This window comes from Streptomyces sp. NPDC051664 (assembly GCF_044453545.1).
In the GTDB taxonomy this organism is placed as follows: Bacteria; Actinomycetota; Actinomycetes; order Streptomycetales; family Streptomycetaceae; genus Streptomyces.
Window position 1 is genome coordinate 267,642 of record NZ_JBITCU010000007.1, and the last position, 23,217, is coordinate 290,858.

Genomic DNA, 23,217 nt, shown 5'->3' on the forward strand with positions numbered 1-23,217 from the left:
GCCGGCAGGAACGGCCGTGGGTGGGAACTGCGGACACGGGGCGCACAGTCTGGGCTGTCATGCGCGTGACGATGATTCTTCCGGCCCTGACCGAGGCGACCAGCCCGCTCTTCCGGCCCATCAAGTACTCGCTCTTCCCGCCGCTCGGCCTGGCGACCCTCGCCGGCTACCTGGATCCGGACGACGAGGTGACCCTCCTCGACGAGCATGTCGAACGGGTCGACATCGAGGCGCTCGACAGCCCCGATCTGCTGGTCGTCCAGCCGTACATCACCTCCGCCCGGCGCAGCTACGAGATAGCCGACCACTTCCGTGCCCGGGGTGTCCACGTCGCCATGGGCGGTCTCCATGTGACCTCGCTCCCGGACGAGGCGGCGGCGCACGCGGACACGGTCTTCACCGGGCCGGGGGAGGACACCTGGCCGCTGTTCCTGAAGGAGTTCCGGGACGGTGTGCCGGGCCGCCGGTACGACTCCAAGCTGCGCACACTGGCCGGACTGCCGCCCGTACGACGGGACCTGATCAAGCGGAACCTGTATCTGGTGCCCAACTCGATCGTCGTCTCGCGCGGCTGCCCGCACCATTGCGACTTCTGCTACAAGGACGCGTTCTTCGAGGGCGGCAAGTCCTTCTACACCCAGGCCGTGGACGACGCTCTCGCCGAGATCGAGCGGCTGCCCGGCAAGCACCTGTACTTCCTCGACGATCATCTGCTCGGCAACCGGCGCTTCGCCGAGACGCTCTTCGACGGGATGGCCGGAACGGGACGGCTCTGGCAGGCGGCCGGCACCGTGAAGTCCGTACTCCAGCCGGACCTGCTGGAGCGGGCCGTGGACGCGGGACTGCGCAGCCTGTTCGTCGGCTTCGAGACCGTCAACAGTGCGAATCTCGCCGAACGCCGGAAGGACCAGAACATCGGCAAGGACTACGCGGCCGCCGTCCGCCGGCTCCATGACGCGGGTGTCATGGTCAACGCCAGCTTTGTCTTCGGCCTCGACCACGACGGCCCGGACGTCTTCGACCGGACGGTGGAGTGGGCCGTCGAGCAGGGCATCGAGACGGCCACCTTTCACATCATGACGCCGTATCCGTCCACCGGCCTGTGGAAGCAGATGGAGGCCGAGGACCGGATCGTCCACCGGGACTGGGATCTCTACGACACCCGGCATGTCGTCCACCGTCCGAAGGGGATGACCTCGCGTCAGCTGGAGGACGGCTATTGGCGTGCGTACCGGGACTTCTACCGCTGGTCGAACATCTGGCGCGGCGCGGCCGCACAGCCGGGCACGCACGAGCGGCTGAGGCACCTGGCGTACGCGGGCGGCTGGAAGAAGTTCGAACCCGCCTGGGACGCCCTGATCCGCTCCCGCAACGTGGTGCGGGCCATGCCGATGCTGGAACGGACCCTGGCTGCCTTCGGGGGCAGACAGGTCCACGGCTAGGGTCTTTCGTTTGGATCAGGCTGGATCAGGGAGCGGGGTCTGGTGCGTGCAGCTGCAAGGCGGAGGAAGGAGCCCACGCGGAGCGTCGGCGACTGACGACAACGCCGCAGATGTGCGTGCCAGACCCCGCGAGCCCAGCCTGATCCAAACGAGAGGCCCTAGGGCCTGGCGGCCTTGGTGCGCGGGCGGCGGGAGGCTACAGCGCGTGCAGCCGGTCGGCGATCCGGCGGACGGCTGCCATGGCCTGGCGCTGCAGCCCGGGGCCGAACGTGATGCGGGTGGCGCCCAGTTCGCCGAGGCGGCGCGGGGTCGGGCCGTCCGGCAGGGCGAAGACGTTGAGGGGGGCCGGGATGGCGGCGGCAAGGCGTGGAAGGGACTCGGGCGGTGCGGCGATCGGGTAGACGCAGTCCGCACCGGCTGCCGCATACAGCCGGGCGCGGGCGATCGTCTCCGCCTCCGGGTCGGTGCCGTCCGGGACACCGTGTACGTACGTATCGACGCGAGCGTTGACGAAGAGCTGATCGCCCGCGACCGCGCGTACCTCCGCCAGCCGGTCGGCCTGCCGCTGCGGGTCATTCAGGACGCCGTCGGCCGAGTCCTCCAGGTTGCAGCCGACCGCACCGGTGCCGAGGAGCCGCTCCACGAGTTCCTTCGGCGGCAGCCCGTAACCGGCCTCGATGTCCGCCGAGACGGGTACGGGAACGGCGCGCGCGATCCGGGCCACGGCCGCGAACATCTCGGCGGCGGGTGTCGCCCCGTCCTCGTACCCGAGCGAGGCCGCGATCCCGGCGCTCGGCGTGGCGAGCGCCGGAAAGCCGGCGTCGGCGAAGACACGGGCGCTCGCGGCGTCCCATGGGCCGGGGAGGACCAGCGGGTCTCCGGGGGTGCGGCCGTGGTGCAGGTCGCGGAAGACGGAGACGGCCATCGCGGGACTCCTGGGAAGGGCGAGGCGGAGGAGAGGGGTGGCGGGGCGGCGACGCGGCTCGGTCCGGGTCAGTGCTTCGTGTCGCTGGGAGCGTAGTGGCCGGGGACCATGCGAGTGGCCACGGAGAAACGGTTCCAGGCGTTGATCACCGTGATGGCGGCGATCAGCTGGGCCAGCTCGGCCTCCTCGAAGTGCTTTGCGGCCTTCTCGTACACGGCGTCCGGCACGAAGCCGTCGGTCAGGACCGTCACGGCCTCCGTCAGCTCGATCGCCGCGATCTCCTTCTCCGTGTAGAAGTGCTGCGACTCCTCCCACGCGCTGAGCTGGACGATCCGCTCGACCGACTCGCCCGCCGCGAGCGCGTCCTTGGTGTGCATGTCGAGGCAGAACGCGCAGTGGTTGAGCTGCGAGGAACGGATCTTCACCAGCTCGGCGAGGACCGGGTCCAGGCCCTTTCGGGACGCTGTCTCCAGCCGGACCATGGCCTTGAAGACATCGGGGGCGAGCTCGGCCCACTGCAGACGGGGGCTGTGTTCGGGGGCGTAGTCGGAGGTCGGGTGGTTGTGCTCGTTCGTCGTCATGGGTACGACGCTACGGGGCGGATGGCGCAGGAGTATGGTCCATTTCCATGACGGATTCCTGGGCCACTTTCGGAGCCGACCTGCACATCGACCCGGCAGGCGCGGCGGGGCTGCGGACCGGGCTGATGAACGCGCTGCGGGAGGCCGTACGGACCGGGCGGCTGACGCCCGGAACCCGGCTGCCGTCGTCCCGCACGCTCGCCGCCGACCTGGGGATCGCCAGGAACACCGTGGCCGACGCCTACGCCGAGCTGGTCGCCGAGGGCTGGCTCACCGCCCGGCAGGGTTCGGGCACCCGGGTCGCGCAGCGGGCCGAGCCACGTCGACCGGCTGCGACGGCCCCGCGCTCCCGGCCGGTGCGGGGCCGGCCCGCCTACAGCCTGATGCCCGGCTCGCCCGACCTGTCGACGTTCCCGCGCGCCGACTGGCTCAAGGCGGCCCGGCGCGCCCTGACCGCCGCGCCCAACGACGCCTTCGGGTACGGCGATCCGCGCGGACGCATCGAGCTGCGCACCGTACTGGCCGACTATCTGGCGCGGGCCCGCGGGGTGTACGCAGACCCGGAGCGGATCGTGATCTGTTCCGGCTTCCTCCACGGGCTGATGCTGATGGGGAAGGTGTTGCGGAAGCGGCGGGTGCGGGGGGTGGCTGTCGAGTCGTACGGACTGGATGTGCACTGGAATCTGCTCGCGGACGCCGGCCTGCGCACGCCCTGCCTGCCGCTCGACGGACTCGGCTCCCGGACCGGGGAGCTGATCGGGATGCGCGGGGTGGGCGCAGTGCTGATGACTCCCGCTCACCAGTTCCCGACTGGGGTACCGCTCCATCCCGACCGGCGGGCCGCGGCCGTGGACTGGGCACGGGGTACGGGCGGTCTGATCCTGGAGGACGACTACGACGGCGAGTTCCGCTACGACCGGCAGCCGGTCGGCGCCCTCCAGGGCCTCGACCCGGAACGGGTCGTCTATATGGGGACGACCAGCAAGTCCCTGGCGCCGGGGCTTCGACTGGCCTGGATGGTGCTGCCGCAGGAGCTGGTGAAGGAGGTGGCGGAGGCGAAGGGCGAAATCGACTGGGTGTCGAGCGCGCCGGACCAGCTGACGCTCGCGGAGTTCATCGAGTCCGGTGCGTACGACCGACATGTGCGCTCGATGAGGCTGCGCTACCGGCGCCGCCGCGACCAGCTCGTCGCGGCGCTCGCGGAACAGGCCCCCGCACTGCGGATCAGCGGGATCGCCGCCGGCCTGCACGCCGTCCTCGAACTCCCGGACGGCAGCGAGCGATCGGTGATCCAGGCCGCGGCCTTCCAGGGGCTGGCCCTGGAAGGCATGGCCCGCTTCCGGCACGCGGACGCGGTGGCGGGAAACGACGCACTGGTCATCAGCTACGGCGCCCCGACCGACAGCGCCTGGGCGGGCGCTCTGGAAGCACTCTGCCGAGCGCTGTCGTAGGAACCGGGACCCCAACCCTCGCCCGCACCCGCCGTCCGCGCGTCCTGCCGCCCGCATCCGTGTGCTCCGTCGTCGCGACCTCGACCACCCCGAAACCGCATCCCTCCCCAGCCCCAGCAGCGGGGTGCGCGGCTTCGCGTGCAGCCGTCCGGCTGCCGCGCCGATCGGCAGGACACCTCGAAGCCGAAGCCGTCGAGCGCGTGTCCGGCGGCACAGCGCCACCCCCGCACCGCGGGCAGCGACAGCGTCGGATCGACACCCGCTCCGGACCTCGGCCCCGCCCCGCGGCGGCCCCCGCTGCAACGGCCTGGAGAACGGAGGCCGTACCGAAGCACACCGCGGAATCGGGTGCGCAGATCAGCCCAAAGGCACATGTGGACTCCGCGGGCCGGTCTGCACCGCACCCGGTTCCCGCCTTCCCGGGCGGCCATCTAATCTGACGGACGGGTCCTATGGCTGGAACGGAACGATGGGGGAGACGGAAGCATGGCTAAGCGCAGATTGAGGTCGAGCACGGTGGTGCTCGGTTCCATGGGGGTTCTCGCGGCGGCGATCACCTCGTGCGGATCGGAGCCGGACAAGCGGTGTGTGGACCCGGTGACCCACTCCAAGCTGCCGAGTTACGAGTGCAAGAGCAGCAGCGGCCACGGCACCTACTACTACGGCGGCAGCTCCAAGGGCGGCAAGGTCCAGGGCGGAAGTTTCGACAAGTCCGCCGTCGATCGCGGCGGCTTCGGCTGCTCCGGTACGGGCGGCGGCTGACCGGTCATGGAACGCCGCACCACCGAACCGCGTCCCGGTTGGCAGGAGATCGTCGAGGAGCAGGGGATCGTCTATCCGCTGACCCGTTACCCGGACGGATCGCTGCGCCCCTACTGGGACGAGAGCGCGTACTACGTCTTCTCGCTGCCCGAGGTCGAGGCGCTGGAGGACGTGGTCGAGGAACTGCACACGATGTGCCTGGCCGCCGCCGCGCACATCGTCGAGCAGGACCGCTTCGCCGACCTCGGCATCACCGACCGGCGACTGGCCGCTCTGATCACCGAGTCGTGGCGGCGACGCGCCGAACTTCCGTCCCTGTACGGCCGGTTCGATCTGCGCTACGACGGAACCGGCCCGGCGAAGATGCTGGAGTACAACGCCGACACCCCCACTTCACTCGTGGAGGCGGCCAGTGCCCAGTGGTTCTGGATGGAGGACCGCTTCCCGGACGCCGACCAGTGGAACTCCCTTCATGAACGTCTCGTCGAGGCATGGAAGCGGCAGGCCGCACTGCTGCCACCGGGACCGCTGCATTTCGTCCACTCCGAGGGGGACGAACTCGGCGAGGACCTGATGACGGTCGCGTATCTCCGCGAGACCGCCGAACAGGCCGGGATCGACACGGAGGCACTCTCCGTGGAAAAGATCGGCTGGGACCGGCTGACCGGACGGTTCGTCGACGATCGGCTCCGCTTCATCCGTAGCTGCTTCAAGCTCTACCCGTGGGAGTGGCTGGCGACCGATAGCTTCGGCCCTCATGTCCTGGACACCCTCGACAACGGCGGCGGCACGGGCACCACCTGCTGGATCGAGCCCGCCTGGAAGATGCTCCTCTCCAACAAGGCGCTGCTGGCCATCCTCTGGGAGCTCTATCCGGGTCACCCGAATCTGCTGCCCTCCTATCTCGACGGTCCTCGCGAACTGGCCGGGGACGGGAACGGTGGCGGTGGCATCGGCTATGTCGCCAAGCCACTGCTCGGCCGTGAGGGCGCCGGCGTCACGATCCATGAGCCGGGAAGCCCCGTGGTGATACGGGACGAGCCGTGCTGCTACCAGGAGCTGGCCCCGCTGCCGGACTTCGACGGCAACCGGGTCGTGCTGGGCGCCTGGGTCGTCGAGGACGAGTCCGCGGGGCTCGGCATCCGGGAATCTGCGGGGCTGGTGACGGACGAGTACGCACGCTTCCTGCCCCACGTCATCCTCTAGCGACCCCGGTGGGGCCGGCCGACCCGGCTCCACCGACCCGGCTCCACCGACCCGGCCCACCGACCCGGCGCCGTCAGCCGCGCAGTACCTCCCGCAGTTGTTCCAGGCCCCAGTCCAGGTCCTCCTTGCTGATCACCAGGGGCGGGGCGATCCGGATCGTCGAGCCGTGGGTGTCCTTGACCAGCACCCGGCGGTCCATCAGCTTCTCGGAGATCTCCCGCCCCGTGCCATGACCCGGGGCGATATCGATTCCCGCCCACAGCCCGCGGCCCCGCACCGTCTCCACCGCGCCGCCACCCACCAGCAGCCCCAGCTCCTGGTGGAGGTGGTCGCCCAACTCCGCGGCCCGCTGCTGGAACTCGCCGGTGCGGAGCATCGCGATGACCTCCAGCGCGACCGCGCAGGCGAGAGGGTTGCCGCCGAACGTCGAGCCATGCTCACCCGGCCGGTACACCCCGAGCACCGCGGCCGACGAGACCACGGCCGACACCGGCACCACGCCGCCGCCCAGCGCCTTGCCGAGCACATACATGTCCGGCACGACACCCTCGTGCTCGCAGGCGAAGGTCTTGCCCGTCCGGCCCAGACCCGACTGGATCTCGTCCGCGATGAAGAGCACATCCCGCTCGCGGGTCAGCTCGCGCACCCGTGGGAGGTAGCCCGGCGGCGGCACCAGCACCCCGGCCTCGCCCTGGATCGGCTCCAGCAGCACCGCCACGGTGTTGTCCGTCATCGCCGCACGCAGCGCGGTCAGGTCCCCGTACGGCACGATCTCGAACCCCGGCGTGTACGGGCCGAAGTCCGCCCGCGCCTCCTGGTCCGTGGAGAAGCTGATGATGGTCGTCGTCCGGCCGTGGAAGTTGTTCGACGCAACGATGATCTTCGCCATGCCGTCCGGGACGCCCTTTACCCGGTAACCCCACTTGCGGGCGGTCTTCACCGCGGTCTCCACGGCTTCCGCCCCGGTGTTCATGGGCAGCACCATCTCCATGCCGCACAACTCGGCGAGCTGCGTACAGAAGTCGGCGAACCGGTCGTGATGGAAGGCGCGCGAGGTCAGGGTCACCCGGTCCAGCTGTGCCTTGGCCGCCTCGATCAGGCGTCGGTTGCCATGGCCGAAGTTGAGCGCCGAGTAGCCCGCGAGCATGTCGAGGTAGCGCCGGCCTTCGACATCGGTCATCCAGGCGCCTTCCGCCGAGGCGACGACGACCGGAAGCGGATGGTAGTTGTGCGCGCTGTGCGCCTCTGCGGAGGCGATGGCGGTTTCCGTGGTCGACACGGGATCTCCGTTCGTCGTGCGGCGTGGGCTGGGGTGGTGCCCACTTTGTATCGTCGGTCGGATCTCCGGGGAGGAAACCTTCAATCCATGGCGCGCCCGTGAGATACCGCAGTCAGAGGTCCAGGAGCTCCTGCCGTGGGCCGCTCTCGCGGCCGCCCCAGCCTCCGCCTTCCCCGCCGCCACCACGCTGCCGGGCTGCCAGGTGGCGCAGGGCCAGAGCGAGCGCCGCCCCCGCCACCAGTCCGGGTACGGCCCACCACACGCCGTCGAAGCGGCCGGCGGAGCCGGCGGCCCTGGCGGTGACCGCAGAAGCCGACGGGGAAGTCTCCGGTTCCGGTGCGAGGCCGGCCAGCGGGTCCATCGGGGCGGACATCTTCCTGTTGTCCCAGGCCTGTGGGAACAACCTCGCGTACGCGTCCTGGTTGTTCGTCTTCCCCATCAGCCCGAGCTCCGTGAACAGCTTGACCAGCCCCGCCGGATTCTTCGCCCGGTGCCAGTACCCGCGGAAGGTATAGGGGACTTCGGAGGCCGTGTGTATCCATATGGTGTCCGGATCGTCGCCCGGGAAGACGCGGTCGGTCCGCATCGGCTCCAGATCCAGGACCATCCACGTCACATTGATCTGCCGGGTCCCCATCGCCCCGTCCATGCTCTGCGGCCGCTGCTTGGCGCCCTTTCCGGCCGGACCCAGAAGGGCCTCCAGCTCGGCATATCTCGGATCCGAGACGGAGAGTGCGGTCGCTTCCCCGCTGTCGGGCGAAGAGACGAGCACGGTCGTCGATCCGCCTGCCACCGCACTCGGCGCGAGGCAGAGACACAACCCCCACACCACCGCCAGCACTGCCGAGCTCTGCAGGAACCGGGCCCCCGGCCGCCGCCTGGCCCGACCCTCCTGCCGTTGCACGGAACGCACCCGCGGCCCTCGCGTCAACTGGCGGTTTTCCCATGCCGTCCCCCTTTGTGCTGTCGCACTGTGCGTTACGGCCCGTCCGTACCGCGTCACTTCTGGTACACCGCTCGAGCCCCGCAGGTTCCGCTCCGGCGCCCACCGATCCCAGGACTATCGTTCGCCGGCCCGTCCGAGCGTGGACCTGACGACCGCGCGGGCCCGCTCCCGCACGTCCACGCCCTCCAGCCGCAGTGTCAGCCGATCGTCCTCGACCCACAACAGGGTCGGCCCAGCCGTCCGTCGGGACCGCGTCCGCCGGTTGCCGTCCCCGTCGATCATGCCGAAGCGCAGCACATGCGGCCGGGCGAACCACAGCCCGTCCACCCGGCCGCCGCGGCCGTCGTCGACCGTCAGCCACTCCGGCTGCTCCCGCACCTGCTTCGTGAAGTACGGATCGAGTCTCGACAAGAACTCGTCGAGCCGTATCGTCCGCCCGTTCTCCCACCAGCACAGGGTGACCATGGACCGGCCCTCCGGCAGTCCCGTCACGGCCACCGCCTCCGGTGCGCCGAGCGCCGGCGGCACGACCGGCCGGAAGCCCGACTGCCGCGCCGCCTCCGACAGCGTCACCGGGGTGTCACAGCCCGGCACCGGCGCACCCGGCCGCTCGGGGGCCGGCGCGGACGGGTCGTACCGCACCTCGACCCCGCCGAAGTCGAACCAGTCCGCGACCGTCGCCCGCACCGGAGGCGTGAGCACCAGCACGACCAGGACCCCCGAGAGGGCCGCGGCCAACAGGCGGGCCCGCCTCCGCACCCACGCCCCGGCCCGGTTCAGCCGCCCCGGAGGAACGGGGACGGGCACCGGAACCGCCTCCGCGACGATCTGCGCCAGCACCCGCTCCGCCATCGTCGGTCCGGCGCCCTCGGGATCCCGCGCGGGCACATCCATCCCGCGTCCCAGTGCCAGCAGCTCGGCCCGCAGGCGCGCCCGGTCACCGCCACGCCCCCGCTCCGCGTCACTCATGCCCCTCACCCCCTCCCGCCCCTCGCTTGTCCGCCCCTCGACCGTCCGTAGTCGTCCCGAGCTTCTTCTCCAGTCTTTTCAGGGCGCGGTTCAGCCGGGACTTCACCGTCCCCCGTGGCCAGCCCAGGGCCTGTGCCGTCTCCGCCTCGTCCATCTCCAGCAGGTAGCGGTACGTGACGACCCGACGGTGGTCCTCGCTGAGTTCGTCGAGCGCGGCCGTCAGCAGCGCCCGCCGCTCCTCCGCGAGCGCCGCCACCGCCGGATCCGCCGACTCCGGTATCGCCGGATCGGCGCCCCGCAATATCGCCTCGCGCCCGGCCACCGCCCGCGCCCGGCCCGCCGACCGGACCGTGTTCCTCGTTTCATTCACCACGATCCGCAGCAGCCACGGCCGGAATGCCGCCCCCTCCCGGAAACGGCCCAGCGACTGGTACGCCTTCAAGAAGGCCGACTGCACCACATCCTCCGCGTCGGCCCTCGCCCCGAAGGTGACCGCGGCCCGCAGGGCGGCGCCCGTGTGGGCGCGCACCAACTGCGCGTATGCCTCCGCCTCCCCGGCGCGCACACGAGCGATCACCGCAGCCTCGCCCTCGGCCGGCGCTCTCGCTGTCGCCTCGGCCCGAGTCCCGGCCTGCTGCCCGGCCCGTCCCTCGATCTGCCCCTCGGCACGCCCGAGAGCGCGGTCCGTACCCCCGTCGTCGACGGCACGGCCCCCCTCCCGGCCCCTCTGCAGGGCCCCCTCCTGCGTCCTCACACCTTTCATACACCGGCTGCCGGAGATCGGTTCCGTACCTGAGACAATGAGTTTCATGGCCTCTGAACGCCCCCGCGTGCTCTCCGGAATCCAGCCCACCGCAGGCTCGTTCCACCTCGGCAACTACCTCGGTGCGGTCCGCCAGTGGGTGGCGCTGCAGGAGTCCCACGACGCCTTTTACATGGTCGTGGACCTGCATGCGATCACCGTTCCGCAGGACCCCGTCGAGCTTCGTGCGAACACCCGGCTCGCCGCCGCCCAGCTGCTCGCCGCCGGACTCGACCCGGAACGCTGCACGCTCTTCGTCCAGAGCCATGTCCCCGAGCACGCCCAGCTCGGCTGGGTGATGAACTGCCTCACGGGCTTCGGCGAGGCATCCCGGATGACCCAGTTCAAGGACAAGTCCGCGAAGCAGGGCGCCGACCGGGCGACCGTCGGCCTCTTCACCTACCCGGTCCTCCAGGTCGCGGACATCCTGCTGTACCAGGCCAATCAGGTCCCGGTCGGCGAGGACCAGCGTCAGCACATCGAGCTCACCCGCGACCTCGCCGAGCGCTTCAACGCCCGGTTCGGTGAGACCTTCACCATCCCGGACCCGTACATCCTCAAGGAGACGGCGAAGATCTTCGACCTTCAGGACCCGTCGTCCAAGATGAGCAAGTCGGCGGCCACCCCGAAGGGGCTGATCAACCTCCTCGACGAGCCGAAGGCCACGGCCAAGAAGGTCAAGAGCGCGGTCACCGACACGGACACGGTCATCCGCTTCGACCGCGCCGAGAAGCCGGGCGTCAGCAACCTCCTGACCATCTACTCCACCCTCACCGGATCCGGCATCGGGGATCTGGAGCAGAAGTACGAGGGCAAGGGCTACGGTGCGTTGAAGACCGACCTCGCAGAGGTCATGGTCGAGTTCGTCACACCGTTCCGGACCCGCACCCAGGAATATCTTGACGACCCCGAGTCGCTGGACTCGATCCTGGCCAAGGGCGCGGAGAAGGCCCGAGCGGTGGCCGCCGAGACCCTGGCGCTGACCTACGACCGGATGGGCTTTCTGCCCGCGAAGCACTGAGTCCAAGGACCCTGGCGGGACGGTGGCCGCAGGCGGCACACTGGCGAAGGGAAAACCGACTCCGGTGACGGCGCGAAGCCGGCCATCGACCTTCGAAGATTGAGGAGAACGACGTGGGGACCGTAACGCTCGGCGTTTCGATCGCGGTCCCGGAGCCCTACGGCAGCCTGCTCCAGGAGCGGCGCGCGAGCTTCGGGGACCCTGCCGCGTACGGCATTCCCACCCACGTCACCCTTCTCCCGCCGACCGAGGCGGAGGCGGCCGACCTGCCCGCGGTCGAACGGCATCTTGCCCAGATCGCGACCGGCGGCCGCCCCTTTCCGATGCGGCTGTCCGGGACGGGGACCTTCCGCCCCCTGTCGCCGGTCGTCTACGTCCAGGTCGTCGAGGGCGCGTCGGCGTGTGGCTGGCTGCAGAAGCGGGTGCGGGACGCCTCCGGCCCGCTGATGCGCGAGCTGCAGTTCCCGTACCACCCGCATGTGACCGTGGCGCACGACATCGCCGAGGAGGCGATGGACCGGGCGTACGCGGAGCTCTCCGACTACGAGGCGTCCTGGACCTGCGGTTCCTTCGCGCTGTACGAGCAGGGTCCGGACGCCGTCTGGCGCAAGATCAACGAGTTCCCGTTCAGAGCGGAGGGCTCTGCTCCCGCGGTACCCGCGCAGGGCGGCTGCTCCGTGGACGAGCCGTCCCTGCAGCCCTGAGGCCTCAGGCGCCGGCCGACCGTGCTGCCGCGGTCTGCCGGGCCCCGTAACCGCGCCGCTCAGACCGGAAGACGCCGGAACAGCGGCCGCGGCACATGGCGCAGCGCCGACATCACGACCCGCAGCGCCCCCGGTACCCACACCGTCTCCGAGCGCCGCCGCAGCCCCGTCACGATCGCGTCCGCGACCGCCTCCGGGGTCGTCGCGAGCGGCGCCCCGGCCATCCCCGCCGTCGTCCCCGACCGTACGGAGCCGGGGCGTACGACCATCACATGCACCCCGGTGCCGTGCAGGGCGTCGCCCAGCCCCTGGGCGAACGCGTCCAGTCCCGCCTTGCTCGATCCGTAGATGAAGTCGGCGCGGCGGGCCCGCTCGCCCGCCACCGAGGACAGCACCACCAGCGATCCGTGACCCTGCTCCTGGAGTGCGCCGGCGCACACCAGGCCGGCGGAGACGGCCCCCGTGTAGTTGGTCTGGGCGACCCGTACCGCGGAGAGCGGTTCCTCCTCGTCGCGCTCCTGGTCCCCGAGGATGCCGAACGCGAGCAGCACCATGTCGATGTCGCCCTCGGTGAAGACCTTGCCGAGGGCGGTCTCGTGGGACTCGGAGTCCAGGGCGTCGAAGTCGACGGTACGGACGTGGGCGCCCAGGGCACGCAGCTCCGCCGCGGCCGACTCCAGTCCGGGCGAGGGGCGTCCGGCCAGCCAGACCGTGCGGGTGCGGCGGGCGATCAGGCGGCGCGCGGTCGCCAGCCCGATCCGGGACGTGCCACCGAGCAGGAGCAGGGACTGCGGGGCACCGAAGGCATCCTTCACGAAAACACTCCTAGCGGGGGCGGCGGACCGCGAGTTGGTGAGAGGCGGGGGAAGGAGAGCCGGCGGGCGTAGCACGGGCTCAGAGCGCGAGGCGCCGGGAAAGGTCCGAGCAGAACGCCCCGTTCGGGTCCAGCTCGGCGCGCAGCGCCCGGAATTCGGGCAGTCGCGGATACATGGCGGCCAGCGTCTCGGGGCGCAGCCTGGAGTCCTTCGCCAGGCAGACGCGGCCGCCCGCCGCTGCCACCTCCTCGTCCAGCCCGTCGAGGAAGCGGGCCAGGCCCGGCAGGGCGGCAGGCAGATCGAGGGCGAGCATCCAGCCCGGCATCGGGAAGGACAGCCAGCCCGGATCACCGTCCCCGAAGCGCTTGAGCACGGCGAGGAACGACGGGCAGCGGCGCTGCGAGATCCGCCGGACGATCCGGCGCAACGCCTCCTCCTGCCCGTGTCCGACGACGAACTGATACCGCACGGAGCCGCCGCGGCCGTAGACCCGGTTCCAGTACGGTACGGCGTCCAGCAGGTGGAAGTACGTGGACAGCCTCTGGAGTTCACCGGTGCGGAACTTGGGGGCTCTGCGGTACCAGAGCTCGTTGAACAGGGCGACGGAGGTACGGCCGAGCAGCCTGTCCGGTACGAACGCAGGCGCCGCGGGCAGCCGGCCCGGGCGGAACACGAGCGGTGTGCGCCGGTCGCGCGCCGGGAGCACATGCAGGGGTGCGTGCTCCCCGCGGGTGAGTACGGAGCGCCCGGTCGCCCGGCCGCGGGCGAGGAGGTCGATCCAGGCGGCCGAGTAGCGGTAGCGGTGGTCGGAGGAGGTGAGCCGGGCCATCAAGTCGTCCAGATCGACGGTCCGTTCGGTGTCGACCGACATGAGTGACGTCGCGACGGGGTGGAACTGGAGCGTGGCCGACAGGATCACCCCGGTCAGTCCCAGGCCTCCCGCGGTCGCGTCGAAGAGGTCGGTGCCGGGCCGCACCGTCCGGATCGTGCCGTCGGCGGTGAGCACCTCCATGGCCCGTACGTGTCGGGAGAAGGAGCCGGAGACGTGCTGGTTCCTGCCGTGGATGTCGGCGCCGATCGCGCCGCCCACCGTGACGTAACGGGTCCCGGCGGTCACCGGCACGAACCAGCCGAGCGGCAGCAGCACTTCCATCAGCCGGTGCAGGCTCACGCCCGCGTCGCACACCACCAGGCCGGCTGCGGCGTCGATGGTACGGATCCGGTTCAGCGCGGTCATGTCGAGTACGGAGCCGCCCGCGTTCTGCGCCGCGTCGCCGTGGGCCCGGCCGAGGCCGCGGGCGATGGAACCCCGGGGTCCGCAGCCGCGTACCGCGACCGCCGCCTCCTCGTACGTACGGGGGCGGAACCGCAGTGCGGTCGTCGGGGCGGTGCGGCCCCAGCCGGTCAGGGACACGGTGTCGACGGACATGATGGTGACCGTATCGCCAGGGAAAACACCTTTGAGGGATTTGTTACAACACTCACCGAAATGGGTGTTTGAAAGGATGTCATCCATTCAGGATGCAAACCGTCCGCCGCCGATCGGAAGAGCGCAGTGAGGACCGCTCACCGGTTTTTCGCGCCCAGGAGGGTACGCGCACGTCATGGACTGGCTGAAGAAACTCCCCGTCATCGGGCCACCTGTCTCGTGGCTGATGACGACGCACGCCTGGCGCTCGTACGAAACGCTCGACCGGGTCCACTGGACCAGGCTCGCCGCTGCGATCACCTTCATCAGCTTCCTGGCGCTCTTCCCGCTGATCGCGGTCGGCGCGGCGATCGGCGCGGCGATGCTCTCCACCGAGCAGCTGCACAAGATCGAGGACAAGGTCGCCGAGCAGGTGCCCGGCATCTCCGACCAGCTCGGCATCGCCGGTCTGGTGGCCCACGCGGGGACGGTCGGGCTGGTCGCCGGTGTACTGCTGCTCCTCACCGGTGTCGGCTGGATCGGTGCGATGCGCGACTGTCTGCGCGCGGTCTGGGAGATGGACGACACGGACCAGGGCAATCCGGTCGTCCGTAAGCTCAAGGACGCCGGACTGCTGGTCGGCCTCGGCGGGGCGGCGCTCGTCACCCTCGCCGCCTCCACGGCCGGCTCCACCGCGGTCGGCTGGACCGCCCGACTGGTGGGCATCTCCGACCGGGGGGCCGGCGGGGTGCTGCTGCAGACCGCCGCCCTGGTGGTGGCCGCCCTGGCCGACTTCCTGCTGCTGCTCTATCTGCTGACGCTGCTGCCCGGCGTCCAGCCGCCGCACCGCCGGCTGGTGACGGCCGCGGTGATCGGCGCGATCGGCTTCGAACTCCTCAAGATGCTGCTCGGCAGCTATATGAAGAGCGTCGCGTCGAAGAGCATGTACGGCGCCTTCGGCGTGCCGATCGCCCTCCTGCTGTGGATCAACTTCACCGCGAGACTGCTGCTGTTCTGCGCCGCCTGGACGGCGACGCCGAGCAGGCGGCAGACGAAGGAGGGCGCCGGGGACGTCAGCGGCGAGGAAGGCGGCGCACCAGGTCCGGCAGCGGCCAGCGCCGGTTGACCAGGAACACCCCGCCGGCCAGCAGCGCCAGGACCCCGCCGACGATCCCGAGCGCGATCCCGACCCCGCTGGAGCCCGTACCGGCCGAGGCCGCCTTGGTGGTGCCGGTACCGTGCTTGCCCTCGTCCGCCGCGCCGTTGGCGCCGGTCGAGCTCTGTCCGCCGCCCGATTCCATGCCCTTGCCCGTTCCGGTCTCCGCGGACTTCGGGGGGACCAGTTCGCCGACCGGGGTCACCTTGCCGGCCGCGTCGAAGCCCCAGTCGAGCAGGCTCGCGGCCTCCTTGTAGACGGCGTGCTTCTCGTCGGACTTCGGGTTCATGACAGTGACGAGCAGCACCTTGCCGTTGCGCTCGGCGACACCGGTGAAGGTGTTGCCCGCGTGAGTGGTGTAGCCGTTCTTGACGCCCGCGATGCCCTTGTACGGTTCGACGCCGACGTCACCGGTGAGCAGCCGGTTGGTGTTCTGGATCTGGAAGGCCTCGCGCTTCTTGCCGGCCTTCTTCTCGCCGGGGAATTCGGCCGTGGCAGTCGAGCAGTACTCGCGGAAGTCTTCCTTCTGCAGTCCGCTGCGGGCGAACAGCGTGAGGTCGTACGCGCTGGAGACCTGGCCGGGGGCGTCGTAGCCGTCGGGCGACACGACGTGTGTGTCGAGGGCCTGCAGCTCCTCGGCGTGCTCCTGCATGGCGCTGACGGTCTTGGGGACGCCGCCGTACATCGAGGACAGCACGTGCACCGCGTCGTTGCCGGAGCGCAGGAAGACGCCGAGCCACAGGTCGTGGACCGTGTACGTCAGGCGCTCCTTGACGCCGACCAGGCTGCTGCCCTCGCCGACGTCGGCGAGGTCCTTGTTCGTCACCTTGTGCTTCAGGGTCTTCGGCTGGAGCTCGGGCGCGTCCATGACCGTGTCCGCGAACAGCATCTTCAGCGTGGAGGCCGGGGGCAGCCGCCAGTGCGAGTTGTGCGAGGCGAGCACCTCGCCGCTCTCCGCGTCCGCGACGATCCAGGACCGTCCGGTGAGGTCCTTCGGCAGCACCGGGGCGCCCGGCCCCAGATCGACCTGGGTGCCGACGAGGCCCAGCCGCCCGCCGCCGACCTTCGACATCGGGGCGGTCGGCTTCGGGTCGTCGGTGGTGTCCTTGCTGACCGCCGACGCGGGGCCGACGACAAAGGTGGACAGCAGGACGGCAGAGGTGACCGTCAACACGGTCTTTTTCAGAGCAGGCACGGTCGGAAACGTACAGGCAGATGATGTGCAGGGGGATGCGGACCGCCGGACCGGCCGCCCGGACCGCCGGGACAGCCCACCCCGAGCGCCCCGGCCGGAGCTCGGTGGCGATACTGGATTCATGAAGCTCACCCGTCCCGTCTCCTGGTTCCTGCTCGCCTTCGGGGTGTGGAGCTGGTGCATTTGGGTCACTTTCGCCAAGAATCTATGGAAAGACGGCAGTGGACTTGCCTTCGACGACGCGGGTGACCCGACTGCGTACTTCTGGGTGCATCTGCTGCTCGCCATCACGTCCTTTCTTCTGGGGACGGCGGTCGGTGTGATCGGGTTGCGCGGGCTCAGGGCTCTGCGACGCGAACGTGCATAACCGGCCGTGCGGCGACCGGACATAGGCGTACGAAACACAGACGTGCGGAACCGGAGTGGGAGCGCAAGTGGCAGTGGTCTTCGTTCTGGTGGCGGTCGCGGTCCTCGCACTGCTGGTCGGCGTGCACCGCTATGTGTGGCGTCGTCTTGTCGGTGACACGACGGCGCCGGGCAGCGCGCTGCGCCGGGCGGGCACCGTGGCAGCCTGGCTGCTGCCGCTGCTGAGCATCGGTGCTCTGGTCTCCGGGCGCGCGGGCGCGCCGTTCCGGCTGCAGCAGACGCTGGCCTGGCCGGGCTTTCTCTGGCTGGCGGCGCTCCTGTATCTGACGCTCGCTCTGCTGGTGGGCGAGGCGGTACGGCCGGTTCTGCGGTGGGCGCTCGCGCGCCGCGCGGCGGATGGCGGTACGGCCGGCAGGGCCGGTGCCGCTGCCGGGAGCGATGCGGCTGAAATAGGCTCATCTCCCGCTGAAGCGCCCGCGAGTGGGGTCGCTGCGGCCTCGGCCACCCTCGTCATCGAAGCCCCCGCGCCGCTGTCGGCGGCCGTCCACCCGTCCCGCCGCCTGTTCGTGGCGCGGGCCGTGGGGGGCGCTGCCGCCGTCGCCGGGCTCGGTACCGTCGGATACGGCACCTACGGCGTGCTCCGCGGCCCGCGCGTCAAGCGGGTCACCGTCCCGCTCGCCAAGCTGCCCCGGTCCGCGCACGGTTTCCGGATCGCCGTCGTCAGCGACATCCACCTCGGCCCCATCCTGGGCCGAGCCCACACCCAGCGGATCGTCGACACGATCAACCGGACCCAGCCCGATCTGATCGCTGTCGTCGGCGATCTCGTCGACGGAACCGTCGCCGACCTCGGCCCGGCTGCCGAACCGCTGGCGGGACTGACCGCCCGTCATGGGGCGTTCTTCGTCACCGGCAATCACGAGTACTTCTCCGGCGCGGCCCAATGGGTTGATCACGTGAGGGAATTGGGGCTGCACCCGCTGGAGAACGCGCGGGTCGAGACAGGCGGATTCGATCTGGCCGGGGTCAACGACATCGCCGGGGAGAGCGAGGGGCAGGGACCCGATTTCGAGCGCGCCCTCGGCGACCGGGACCGTACCCGCGCCTCCGTCCTCCTCGCCCACCAGCCCGTCGTCATCGACGACGCGGTCGCGCACGGGGTGGACCTCCAGCTCTCCGGCCACACCCACGGCGGCCAGCTCTGGCCGGGCAACTACCTCGCCGAACTGGCCAACCCCACGGTCGCGGGGCTCGAACGCTACGGCGACACCCAGCTGTACGTCTCGCGGGGCGCGGGCGCCTGGGGGCCGCCGGTGCGGGTCGGCGCCCCCTCCGACATCACCGTCGTGCAGCTCGCCTCCCGACAGGCGTAGTCGCGGACGGAACCTCACCGGCGCGCCACCGCACTGCCGCACCGCATCAGGGCCCCGCGGGACCGCATGTGCAACTGCCCGGCACAACCACACAGCACCTCCATCTTTTTCGGCCGTTCGACCCATCAGAGGTTTCAACTGCCAAAGACTTGGCTAAGAGGTGCGGATTTCCTCTTCCGGATGTGAAAGTCGTGTGATTGGCTGAGTTCGCGCATGTGGTGATGTGCGTTTCTGAGCACATCTGCCCGGGTGGGGCTGGTAAGGGAGAGCACGGCAATGCGGTCGATCCGGGTACGGATTCTCGCGATTCTCGCGGTTTTGGTCATCGCAGGCGTCGGCGCCTGGCAGTTGCTCCCCTCGGACGAGGCGAAGAAGGACCCGATCGCGGTCGGCACGACGGACGAGGTGACCTCACTCGACCCAGCGGGTGCCTACGACGCCGGTTCCTGGGCGATGTACAGCAACATCTACCAGTCCCTCATGACGTTCAAGTCCGGGGCGATCGTCCCCGAGCCGGACGCCGCCGAGAGTTGTGGGTTCATCGGCCAGAAGCTGCAGACGTACCAGTGCAAGCTGCGCGACGATCTGACCTTCTCCAGTGGTCGCAAGGTCACCGCCGCCGATGTCGAGTACTCCATCGAACGCATGATGAGGATCAAGACGGACGTCGGCCCCTCCGTGCTGTTCCCCAGCCTGAAGAACGTGGTGTCCGAAGGCCGCATGATCACCTTCAACCTCTCCTCGCGTGACGCGACCTTCCCGCAGAAGCTCGCCACCGGGGCCGGTTCGATCGTCGACCGCGACCAGTACCCGGCGGACAAGCTCCGTACCGGGAACACGGTCGACGGCTCGGGGCCGTACATCCTGAAGTCGTACGAGCCGGGCACCGTGGCCGAACTGGTCCCGAACCCCACGTACAAGGGCGCACTGAAGAAGACCGGAGTCCCGGTCGACGTCCGCTACTACAAGCAGTCGGACGATCTCCTGGCGGCCTGGAAGTCCGGGCAGATCGATGTGACGCACCGGCAGCTGCCGCCCGCCACGCTCGCCGACCTCAACCCCGGCGACCCCGACATGCACATCACCGAGGCGGACAGCGCCGAGATCCGCAACTTGGTCTTCAACGTGCGCCCCGGGGCACCGCTCGCCAACAAGAAGGTCCGGCAGGCCATCGCGTCGATCATCGACCGCGGACCGCTGGTGACCGACGTCTACAAGGGCACCGTCGAGCCGCTCTACTCGCTGATCCCGCAGGGCTACATCGGGCACAGCACGCCGTTCTTCGACGACTACCCGACGCCCGACCCGGCGCGCGCCAGGAAGCTGATGGAGGAGGCCGGGGTGCAGATCCCGCTGCACATCAACTTCGCCTACCGTGCCGACGACGCGTACACCAAGGAGACCGCCGAGCTGCGCCGCCAGCTGGAGGCGAACGGACTGTTCAAGGTCTCGGTCAAGGCTGTGGAATGGCAGGAGTTCCAGAAGGGGTACGCGGCGGGCAAGTACGACGCGTACACCGTCGGATGGCTGCCCGACTACCCGGACCCCGACACCTTCAGCCAGCCGCTCGTCGGCCGCGACACCAGCCTTCACAACGGCTACACGAGCAAGAGGATGGACCAGCTGATCTCGGCCACGCTGCAGTACAGCGACCGCAGCCGCACCTCGGGGGACTTCAAGGACCTTCAGGCCCTGGTCGGCGAGGACGTGCCGCTCGTACCGCTGTGGCAGAAGAAGGACTACGTCGTCAGCACGACCGAGGTCTCCGGCTCGCAGTACCTGTCGGACGGCACGGGCATCTGGCGGCTGTGGGAACTCAGCTGGATCTAGGGCCTCCGGTTCGGATCACGCTGGGTTCGCGGGGCCCGCGGCCGGTCACCCGGCCGTCCCGGGCAGGAACTCCGTCAGTACGTCGTGGACCTGACGCACGAGCGGTCGCAGCACCCGGAACCGGGAGAGCGCGATGGCTCGTGCGCCGATCGGGGCAGTGCGTTCGACGAGACGGCGGCTGCGCTCGGCGCCCTCCGTCCGGTCGTACACCCAGAACAGCACCAGACCCATCTGTATCAGCCACATCAACTGCGGCAGCTCTTCCGCCATGTCGGGGTCGGTCTTGGTGCTGGAACCGGCCAGGCACCGTTCATGAATGGAGATCGCCGCCTCCCGGGCTGCGACCGACTCCTTCGAGAACGGGGAGAGGGGGCTTTCCGGGTCGGCGGCGTTCTTGAAGAACTGGGCGGCGAAGCGGTGGTACGGCTCGGCCACGTCGAGCCAGCAGAGCAGCACCCCGCGGATGCGCACGGCCAGATCCTTGTCACCGGCCAGGACCGGCTGGACCGCCGCCTCGTGCTCGGCGGCGAGCCGGTCGTAGAAGCCCTGGACGAGGTGTTCCTTGCCGGCGAAGTAGTAGTAGGCGTTTCCGACGGAAACCCCGGCCTCCTGCGCGATGGCTCGCATCGTCGTCTTGTCGTAACCGCGTTCCTCGAAGAGCCGGAGCGCAGTTTCGAGGATGAGTGTGCGGGTCTGCTCGCTCTTGGGAGCCTTGACTTCCTTCACGTCCTTCACTTCCTTCACCACGCCCCGAGGGTATCCGCCCGGACCGGGGGATGTGCGCCTAGCCTTCGAGGTCCGGGACCTGGCAGGCCTCGTCCCCGGGCCCGCAGGGTGCGGCCGTCACCGACCGGAACTTCGCGGCGGCCAGCACCGACGCCCGGGCGAACGGCAGGCCCGCCGGGGTGGCCAGCCAGTTGGCCTTGGGCCGGTGTTCGGCCAGCGCCCAGAGACAGACGATCCAGGCGGAGGTCCCGCGGTAGATCTGCCCCCGGTCGCCGATCACGGTGATCTCGGAGAGCGTCCCGGCGTGGTCGAGTCGGGGGAAACGGCGCCGCGCCTCCTCGGAGGCCGCCGGGACGAGATCGAGCGGGACGAGCTGACGCTGCTTCATCAGCCAGTGGCGCACATGGACGCAGAGCGAGCACTGCGCGTCGTAGAGCACGGTGAGCCGCTCGACGGGCGTCAGCCGCCCGTCGAACGGGGCCGTGACCTGCCTGGTCACCGGCCGGTGGCGGGTGTGGCCCACGGGCCCTGGCCGGTGGGGCCTGTCCAGCCCTGCGGCGGTACGGGCGGGGTCTGCTCGCGCTCCATCAGACCGCGGCGGCGGATCTTGTTGAGTACGTAGACGTTACCGAGGTGCATCACTCCGAGGACGAGCAGGACGACGCCGACCTTCACCGAGAGTGCCTCGAAGAGCCCGCGGGCGTCGGCGACCGCGTCGGAGTTCTTCAGGTACAGGGTGACGAAGCCCAGGTTGACCAGGTAGAAGCCGACCACCAGCAGGTGGTTGACGGCGTCGGCGAGCTTTTCGTTTCCGTGCAGGACGTCGGCGAGGAAGACCTTGCCGTTGCGGCTCAGTGTGCGGGCGACCCAGATGGTGAGCGCCACGCTGATCAGTAGGTAGATGACGTACGCGACAACAGTGAGGTCCATGCCCCACCCTCCCTTGAACGCGTTCAAAAGCTGTTGTCATGGACTGTAGACCTGTATTTGAACATGTTCAAGCGGGTAGCCCGGGATGGTCCTCCTGGGCAGTCCCGGACTTCGTGGCCGACGCCCTGAAGTGCCGTACGCCCGGTACTGCCGCGGTGGCCAGACAGGCTGCGCCGACCGCCACCGCGGCGACGGCGAGCGGGACTTCGGCCCCCCAGGCCGAGGCGGCGAGCGGGGCCAGGGCGTAGCCGAGCGGCATTGCGGCGAGGGAGAGGAGCCAGTCGTACGACGTCACGCGGGCCAGTGCGTGCGCGGGCACGGCGGACTGGACCGAGGTGTCCCAGACCGGGCCGAGGAAGCCGAGACCCGCCTGCGCGACGCCGTACGCGGCGATGGTCAGCACAGCCGGCGCGCCCGCCGCGAGAAGGCCGAGCGGGAGCGCGTAGGTGGCGAGCCCCAGGTTGGCGACCAGGACCGGGCGGCGTGGGCGGGCGCGGCCGGCCAGCAGTGAGCCGAGCAGCAGGCCGATCGCACCGGTCTGGAGCAGTGCGATCCAGACGGTCTTGCCGCCCATCTCCCGTACGGCGAGGGCCGGGCCCAGGGTCATCAGCACGGCCGCCGCGCCGTTCCAGGCCGCGTGGGCGATCAGGCTCGTCCAGTACCAGTCTCGGCCGCGGACCTCACTCCAGCCCTCCTTCAGGTCGCTGAGTACCGATCGGTGCGGGATCGGCACGTGCCGGACCTTGATGGCGGACAGCAGCGCGGCGCTCACCGCGAAGCTCGCGGCGTCCAGCACGAAGGCCCAGCCCGGACCTGCGGTGAGGATCAGGGTCCCTCCCAGGGCGGGGCCGGCCACTCGGGTCGCACTGTTCACGACGGCCATCAGGGAGTTGGCGCGCAGGAGTGCCGGCGCTTCCACGGTTCCGATGATCAGCGGCGAAGCGGTCGGCATGGCGAACGCGCTCGCCGCCCCGCCGATCGCCTCGGCGACGGCGATCTGCCACAACTGGGGCGCGCCGTCGAGCAGCTGCAGCCCGACGAAGAGCTGGGTCGCGCACCGTACGAGATCGGTGGTGAGCGCGACCGTACGGGCGTTGAAGCGGTCGCCGACGACGCCGCCGAGCGGCAGCAGGATCAGCCTGGGCACCATCGCGCACGCCAGGACCAGGGCGAGAGCGGCGGTCGAGCCGGTGGCCAGGTAGACGGCGAGCGAGAGTGCGGTGGGGATGGCGGCGTCGCCGAGGAGGGAGAGGGTGCGTCCGATGAAGAGCAGGCGGAAGGCGCGCGTGCGCAGGGGATGCGACATGCGCAGGAACCTATTTCGGCATCA

The 23,217-nt window shown here is 70.1% G+C and carries 23 protein-coding genes and 1 pseudogene; 10 read left to right on the plus strand and 14 right to left on the minus strand.

Going from position 1 to position 23,217, the window contains the following annotated elements:
- Nucleotides 1–59 precede the first annotated feature (59 nt).
- The gene (locus tag ACIA8E_RS16580; protein WP_399298535.1) at nt 60–1,442 is read left to right on the plus strand and encodes a B12-binding domain-containing radical SAM protein; all 1,383 of its coding nucleotides are present in this window, start codon (nt 60–62) and stop codon (nt 1,440–1,442) included.
- A 196-nt stretch (nt 1,443–1,638) separates the two neighbouring features.
- Here ACIA8E_RS16580 and ACIA8E_RS16585 read toward each other — a convergent pair whose 3' ends face one another.
- Together ACIA8E_RS16585 and ACIA8E_RS16590 are read right to left on the minus strand one after the other, a co-directional pair.
- The gene (locus ACIA8E_RS16585; protein ID WP_399298537.1) at nt 1,639–2,367 is read right to left on the minus strand and encodes an isocitrate lyase/phosphoenolpyruvate mutase family protein; all 729 of its coding nucleotides are present in this window, start codon (nt 2,365–2,367) and stop codon (nt 1,639–1,641) included.
- A gap of 68 nt (nt 2,368–2,435) precedes the next feature.
- A complete protein-coding gene (locus ACIA8E_RS16590) occupies nt 2,436–2,948 on the minus strand; it encodes a carboxymuconolactone decarboxylase family protein (RefSeq protein ID WP_399298539.1) in 513 nt (170 codons plus the stop codon).
- A 47-nt stretch (nt 2,949–2,995) separates the two neighbouring features.
- Between ACIA8E_RS16590 and ACIA8E_RS16595 the strand changes: the two genes are divergently transcribed.
- Nucleotides 2,996–4,399 (plus strand): PLP-dependent aminotransferase family protein, encoded by a 1,404-nt coding sequence (locus ACIA8E_RS16595; protein ID WP_399298541.1) that lies wholly within the window; start codon nt 2,996–2,998, stop codon nt 4,397–4,399.
- 179 nt (nt 4,400–4,578) lie between these two features.
- Here ACIA8E_RS16595 and ACIA8E_RS16600 read toward each other — a convergent pair.
- Nucleotides 4,579–4,760 (minus strand): annotated as a pseudogene (locus ACIA8E_RS16600) (hypothetical protein); the annotation flags it as partial.
- 125 nt (nt 4,761–4,885) lie between these two features.
- On the opposite strand from ACIA8E_RS16600, the gene ACIA8E_RS16605 reads away from it, so the two are divergent.
- Both ACIA8E_RS16605 and ACIA8E_RS16610 read left to right on the plus strand, forming a co-directional pair.
- Nucleotides 4,886–5,161 (plus strand): hypothetical protein, encoded by a 276-nt coding sequence (locus ACIA8E_RS16605; protein WP_399298543.1) that lies wholly within the window; start codon nt 4,886–4,888, stop codon nt 5,159–5,161.
- Between the two features lie 6 nt (nt 5,162–5,167).
- A complete protein-coding gene (locus tag ACIA8E_RS16610) occupies nt 5,168–6,367 on the plus strand; it encodes a glutathionylspermidine synthase family protein (protein WP_399298545.1) in 1,200 nt (399 codons plus the stop codon).
- Nucleotides 6,368–6,440: 73 nt separating this feature from the next.
- On the opposite strand, the gene rocD is transcribed toward ACIA8E_RS16610, so the two are convergent.
- The 4 genes from rocD to ACIA8E_RS16630 all read right to left on the minus strand — a co-directional run bounded on the left by rocD (nt 6,441) and on the right by ACIA8E_RS16630 (nt 10,138).
- Nucleotides 6,441–7,646: an ornithine--oxo-acid transaminase gene (gene rocD, locus ACIA8E_RS16615; protein ID WP_399298547.1), complete on the minus strand. Its 1,206-nt coding sequence runs from the start codon at nt 7,644–7,646 to the stop codon at nt 6,441–6,443.
- Between the two features lie 112 nt (nt 7,647–7,758).
- Nucleotides 7,759–8,418 carry a hypothetical protein gene (locus tag ACIA8E_RS16620; RefSeq protein ID WP_399298549.1) on the minus strand — a complete coding sequence of 220 codons (660 nt, stop codon included), beginning with the start codon at nt 8,416–8,418 and terminating at the stop codon, nt 7,759–7,761.
- Between the two features lie 288 nt (nt 8,419–8,706).
- Nucleotides 8,707–9,561 carry a hypothetical protein gene (locus tag ACIA8E_RS16625; protein ID WP_399298552.1) on the minus strand — a complete coding sequence of 285 codons (855 nt, stop codon included), beginning with the start codon at nt 9,559–9,561 and terminating at the stop codon, nt 8,707–8,709.
- Nucleotides 9,554–10,138 carry an RNA polymerase sigma factor gene (locus ACIA8E_RS16630; protein WP_399298717.1) on the minus strand — a complete coding sequence of 195 codons (585 nt, stop codon included), beginning with the start codon at nt 10,136–10,138 and terminating at the stop codon, nt 9,554–9,556. Before ACIA8E_RS16630 ends, ACIA8E_RS16625 begins: the two co-directional genes overlap by 8 nt.
- Before the next feature lie 232 nt (nt 10,139–10,370).
- Here ACIA8E_RS16630 and trpS point away from each other — a divergent pair, with 232 nt between their 5' ends.
- On the plus strand, nt 10,371–11,384 hold the full coding sequence (gene trpS, locus ACIA8E_RS16635) for a tryptophan--tRNA ligase (RefSeq protein WP_313938820.1): 1,014 nt from the start codon (nt 10,371–10,373) through the stop codon (nt 11,382–11,384).
- Nucleotides 11,385–11,497: 113 nt separating this feature from the next.
- A complete protein-coding gene (locus ACIA8E_RS16640) occupies nt 11,498–12,088 on the plus strand; it encodes a 2'-5' RNA ligase family protein (RefSeq protein ID WP_399298555.1) in 591 nt (196 codons plus the stop codon).
- Between the two features lie 59 nt (nt 12,089–12,147).
- On the opposite strand, the gene ACIA8E_RS16645 is transcribed toward ACIA8E_RS16640, so the two are convergent.
- On the minus strand, nt 12,148–12,903 hold the full coding sequence (locus tag ACIA8E_RS16645) for a decaprenylphospho-beta-D-erythro-pentofuranosid-2-ulose 2-reductase (protein WP_399298557.1): 756 nt from the start codon (nt 12,901–12,903) through the stop codon (nt 12,148–12,150).
- A 79-nt stretch (nt 12,904–12,982) separates the two neighbouring features.
- Nucleotides 12,983–14,332: an FAD-binding protein gene (locus ACIA8E_RS16650; protein ID WP_399298560.1), complete on the minus strand. Its 1,350-nt coding sequence runs from the start codon at nt 14,330–14,332 to the stop codon at nt 12,983–12,985.
- Nucleotides 14,333–14,507: 175 nt separating this feature from the next.
- Here ACIA8E_RS16650 and ACIA8E_RS16655 point away from each other — a divergent pair, with 175 nt between their 5' ends.
- Nucleotides 14,508–15,437, plus strand: coding sequence for a YihY/virulence factor BrkB family protein (locus ACIA8E_RS16655; protein ID WP_399298562.1), 930 nt, complete (start codon nt 14,508–14,510; stop codon nt 15,435–15,437).
- On the opposite strand, the gene ACIA8E_RS16660 is transcribed toward ACIA8E_RS16655, so the two are convergent.
- On the minus strand, nt 15,385–16,662 hold the full coding sequence (locus tag ACIA8E_RS16660; RefSeq protein WP_399298564.1) for a D-alanyl-D-alanine carboxypeptidase family protein: 1,278 nt from the start codon (nt 16,660–16,662) through the stop codon (nt 15,385–15,387). The genes ACIA8E_RS16655 and ACIA8E_RS16660 overlap by 53 nt on opposite strands.
- Nucleotides 16,663–16,783: 121 nt before the next feature.
- On the opposite strand from ACIA8E_RS16660, the gene ACIA8E_RS16665 reads away from it, so the two are divergent.
- The 3 genes from ACIA8E_RS16665 to ACIA8E_RS16675 all read left to right on the plus strand — a co-directional run bounded on the left by ACIA8E_RS16665 (nt 16,784) and on the right by ACIA8E_RS16675 (nt 20,231).
- Complete coding sequence (locus ACIA8E_RS16665) at nt 16,784–17,029, plus strand: SCO4848 family membrane protein (protein WP_030969050.1); 246 nt, start codon at nt 16,784–16,786, stop codon at nt 17,027–17,029.
- Between the two features lie 67 nt (nt 17,030–17,096).
- Nucleotides 17,097–18,401, plus strand: a complete 1,305-nt coding sequence (locus ACIA8E_RS16670; RefSeq protein WP_399298566.1) for a metallophosphoesterase — start codon at nt 17,097–17,099, stop codon at nt 18,399–18,401.
- Between the two features lie 276 nt (nt 18,402–18,677).
- On the plus strand, nt 18,678–20,231 hold the full coding sequence (locus ACIA8E_RS16675; protein WP_399298568.1) for an ABC transporter substrate-binding protein: 1,554 nt from the start codon (nt 18,678–18,680) through the stop codon (nt 20,229–20,231).
- 45 nt (nt 20,232–20,276) lie between these two features.
- Here ACIA8E_RS16675 and ACIA8E_RS16680 read toward each other — a convergent pair whose 3' ends face one another.
- The 4 genes from ACIA8E_RS16680 to ACIA8E_RS16695 all read right to left on the minus strand — a co-directional run bounded on the left by ACIA8E_RS16680 (nt 20,277) and on the right by ACIA8E_RS16695 (nt 23,193).
- Nucleotides 20,277–20,978 carry a TetR family transcriptional regulator gene (locus tag ACIA8E_RS16680; RefSeq protein WP_327126452.1) on the minus strand — a complete coding sequence of 234 codons (702 nt, stop codon included), beginning with the start codon at nt 20,976–20,978 and terminating at the stop codon, nt 20,277–20,279.
- Between the two features lie 37 nt (nt 20,979–21,015).
- On the minus strand, nt 21,016–21,456 hold the full coding sequence (locus ACIA8E_RS16685; RefSeq protein WP_399298570.1) for a thiol-disulfide oxidoreductase DCC family protein: 441 nt from the start codon (nt 21,454–21,456) through the stop codon (nt 21,016–21,018).
- On the minus strand, nt 21,453–21,887 hold the full coding sequence (locus tag ACIA8E_RS16690; RefSeq protein WP_399298572.1) for a hypothetical protein: 435 nt from the start codon (nt 21,885–21,887) through the stop codon (nt 21,453–21,455). Before ACIA8E_RS16690 ends, ACIA8E_RS16685 begins: the two co-directional genes overlap by 4 nt.
- A gap of 67 nt (nt 21,888–21,954) precedes the next feature.
- Nucleotides 21,955–23,193: an MFS transporter gene (locus ACIA8E_RS16695; RefSeq protein ID WP_399298574.1), complete on the minus strand. Its 1,239-nt coding sequence runs from the start codon at nt 23,191–23,193 to the stop codon at nt 21,955–21,957.
- Between the last annotated feature and the right edge of the window lie 24 nt (nt 23,194–23,217).

Coding starts and splice junctions, on each gene's coding strand:
- ACIA8E_RS16695 (WP_399298574.1), bottom strand. CDS start 23,193: ATGTCGCATCCCCTGCGCACGCGCGCCTTCCGCCTGCTCTTCATCGGA.
- ACIA8E_RS16585 (WP_399298537.1), bottom strand. CDS start 2,367: ATGGCCGTCTCCGTCTTCCGCGACCTGCACCACGGCCGCACCCCCGGA.
- ACIA8E_RS16665 (WP_030969050.1), top strand. CDS start 16,784: ATGAAGCTCACCCGTCCCGTCTCCTGGTTCCTGCTCGCCTTCGGGGTG.
- trpS (WP_313938820.1), top strand. CDS start 10,371: ATGGCCTCTGAACGCCCCCGCGTGCTCTCCGGAATCCAGCCCACCGCA.
- ACIA8E_RS16590 (WP_399298539.1), bottom strand. CDS start 2,948: ATGACGACGAACGAGCACAACCACCCGACCTCCGACTACGCCCCCGAA.
- ACIA8E_RS16650 (WP_399298560.1), bottom strand. CDS start 14,332: ATGTCCGTCGACACCGTGTCCCTGACCGGCTGGGGCCGCACCGCCCCG.
- ACIA8E_RS16605 (WP_399298543.1), top strand. CDS start 4,886: ATGGCTAAGCGCAGATTGAGGTCGAGCACGGTGGTGCTCGGTTCCATG.
- ACIA8E_RS16625 (WP_399298552.1), bottom strand. CDS start 9,561: ATGAGTGACGCGGAGCGGGGGCGTGGCGGTGACCGGGCGCGCCTGCGG.
- ACIA8E_RS16580 (WP_399298535.1), top strand. CDS start 60: ATGCGCGTGACGATGATTCTTCCGGCCCTGACCGAGGCGACCAGCCCG.
- ACIA8E_RS16690 (WP_399298572.1), bottom strand. CDS start 21,887: ATGGACCTCACTGTTGTCGCGTACGTCATCTACCTACTGATCAGCGTG.
- ACIA8E_RS16675 (WP_399298568.1), top strand. CDS start 18,678: ATGCGGTCGATCCGGGTACGGATTCTCGCGATTCTCGCGGTTTTGGTC.
- ACIA8E_RS16595 (WP_399298541.1), top strand. CDS start 2,996: ATGACGGATTCCTGGGCCACTTTCGGAGCCGACCTGCACATCGACCCG.
- ACIA8E_RS16610 (WP_399298545.1), top strand. CDS start 5,168: ATGGAACGCCGCACCACCGAACCGCGTCCCGGTTGGCAGGAGATCGTC.
- ACIA8E_RS16655 (WP_399298562.1), top strand. CDS start 14,508: ATGGACTGGCTGAAGAAACTCCCCGTCATCGGGCCACCTGTCTCGTGG.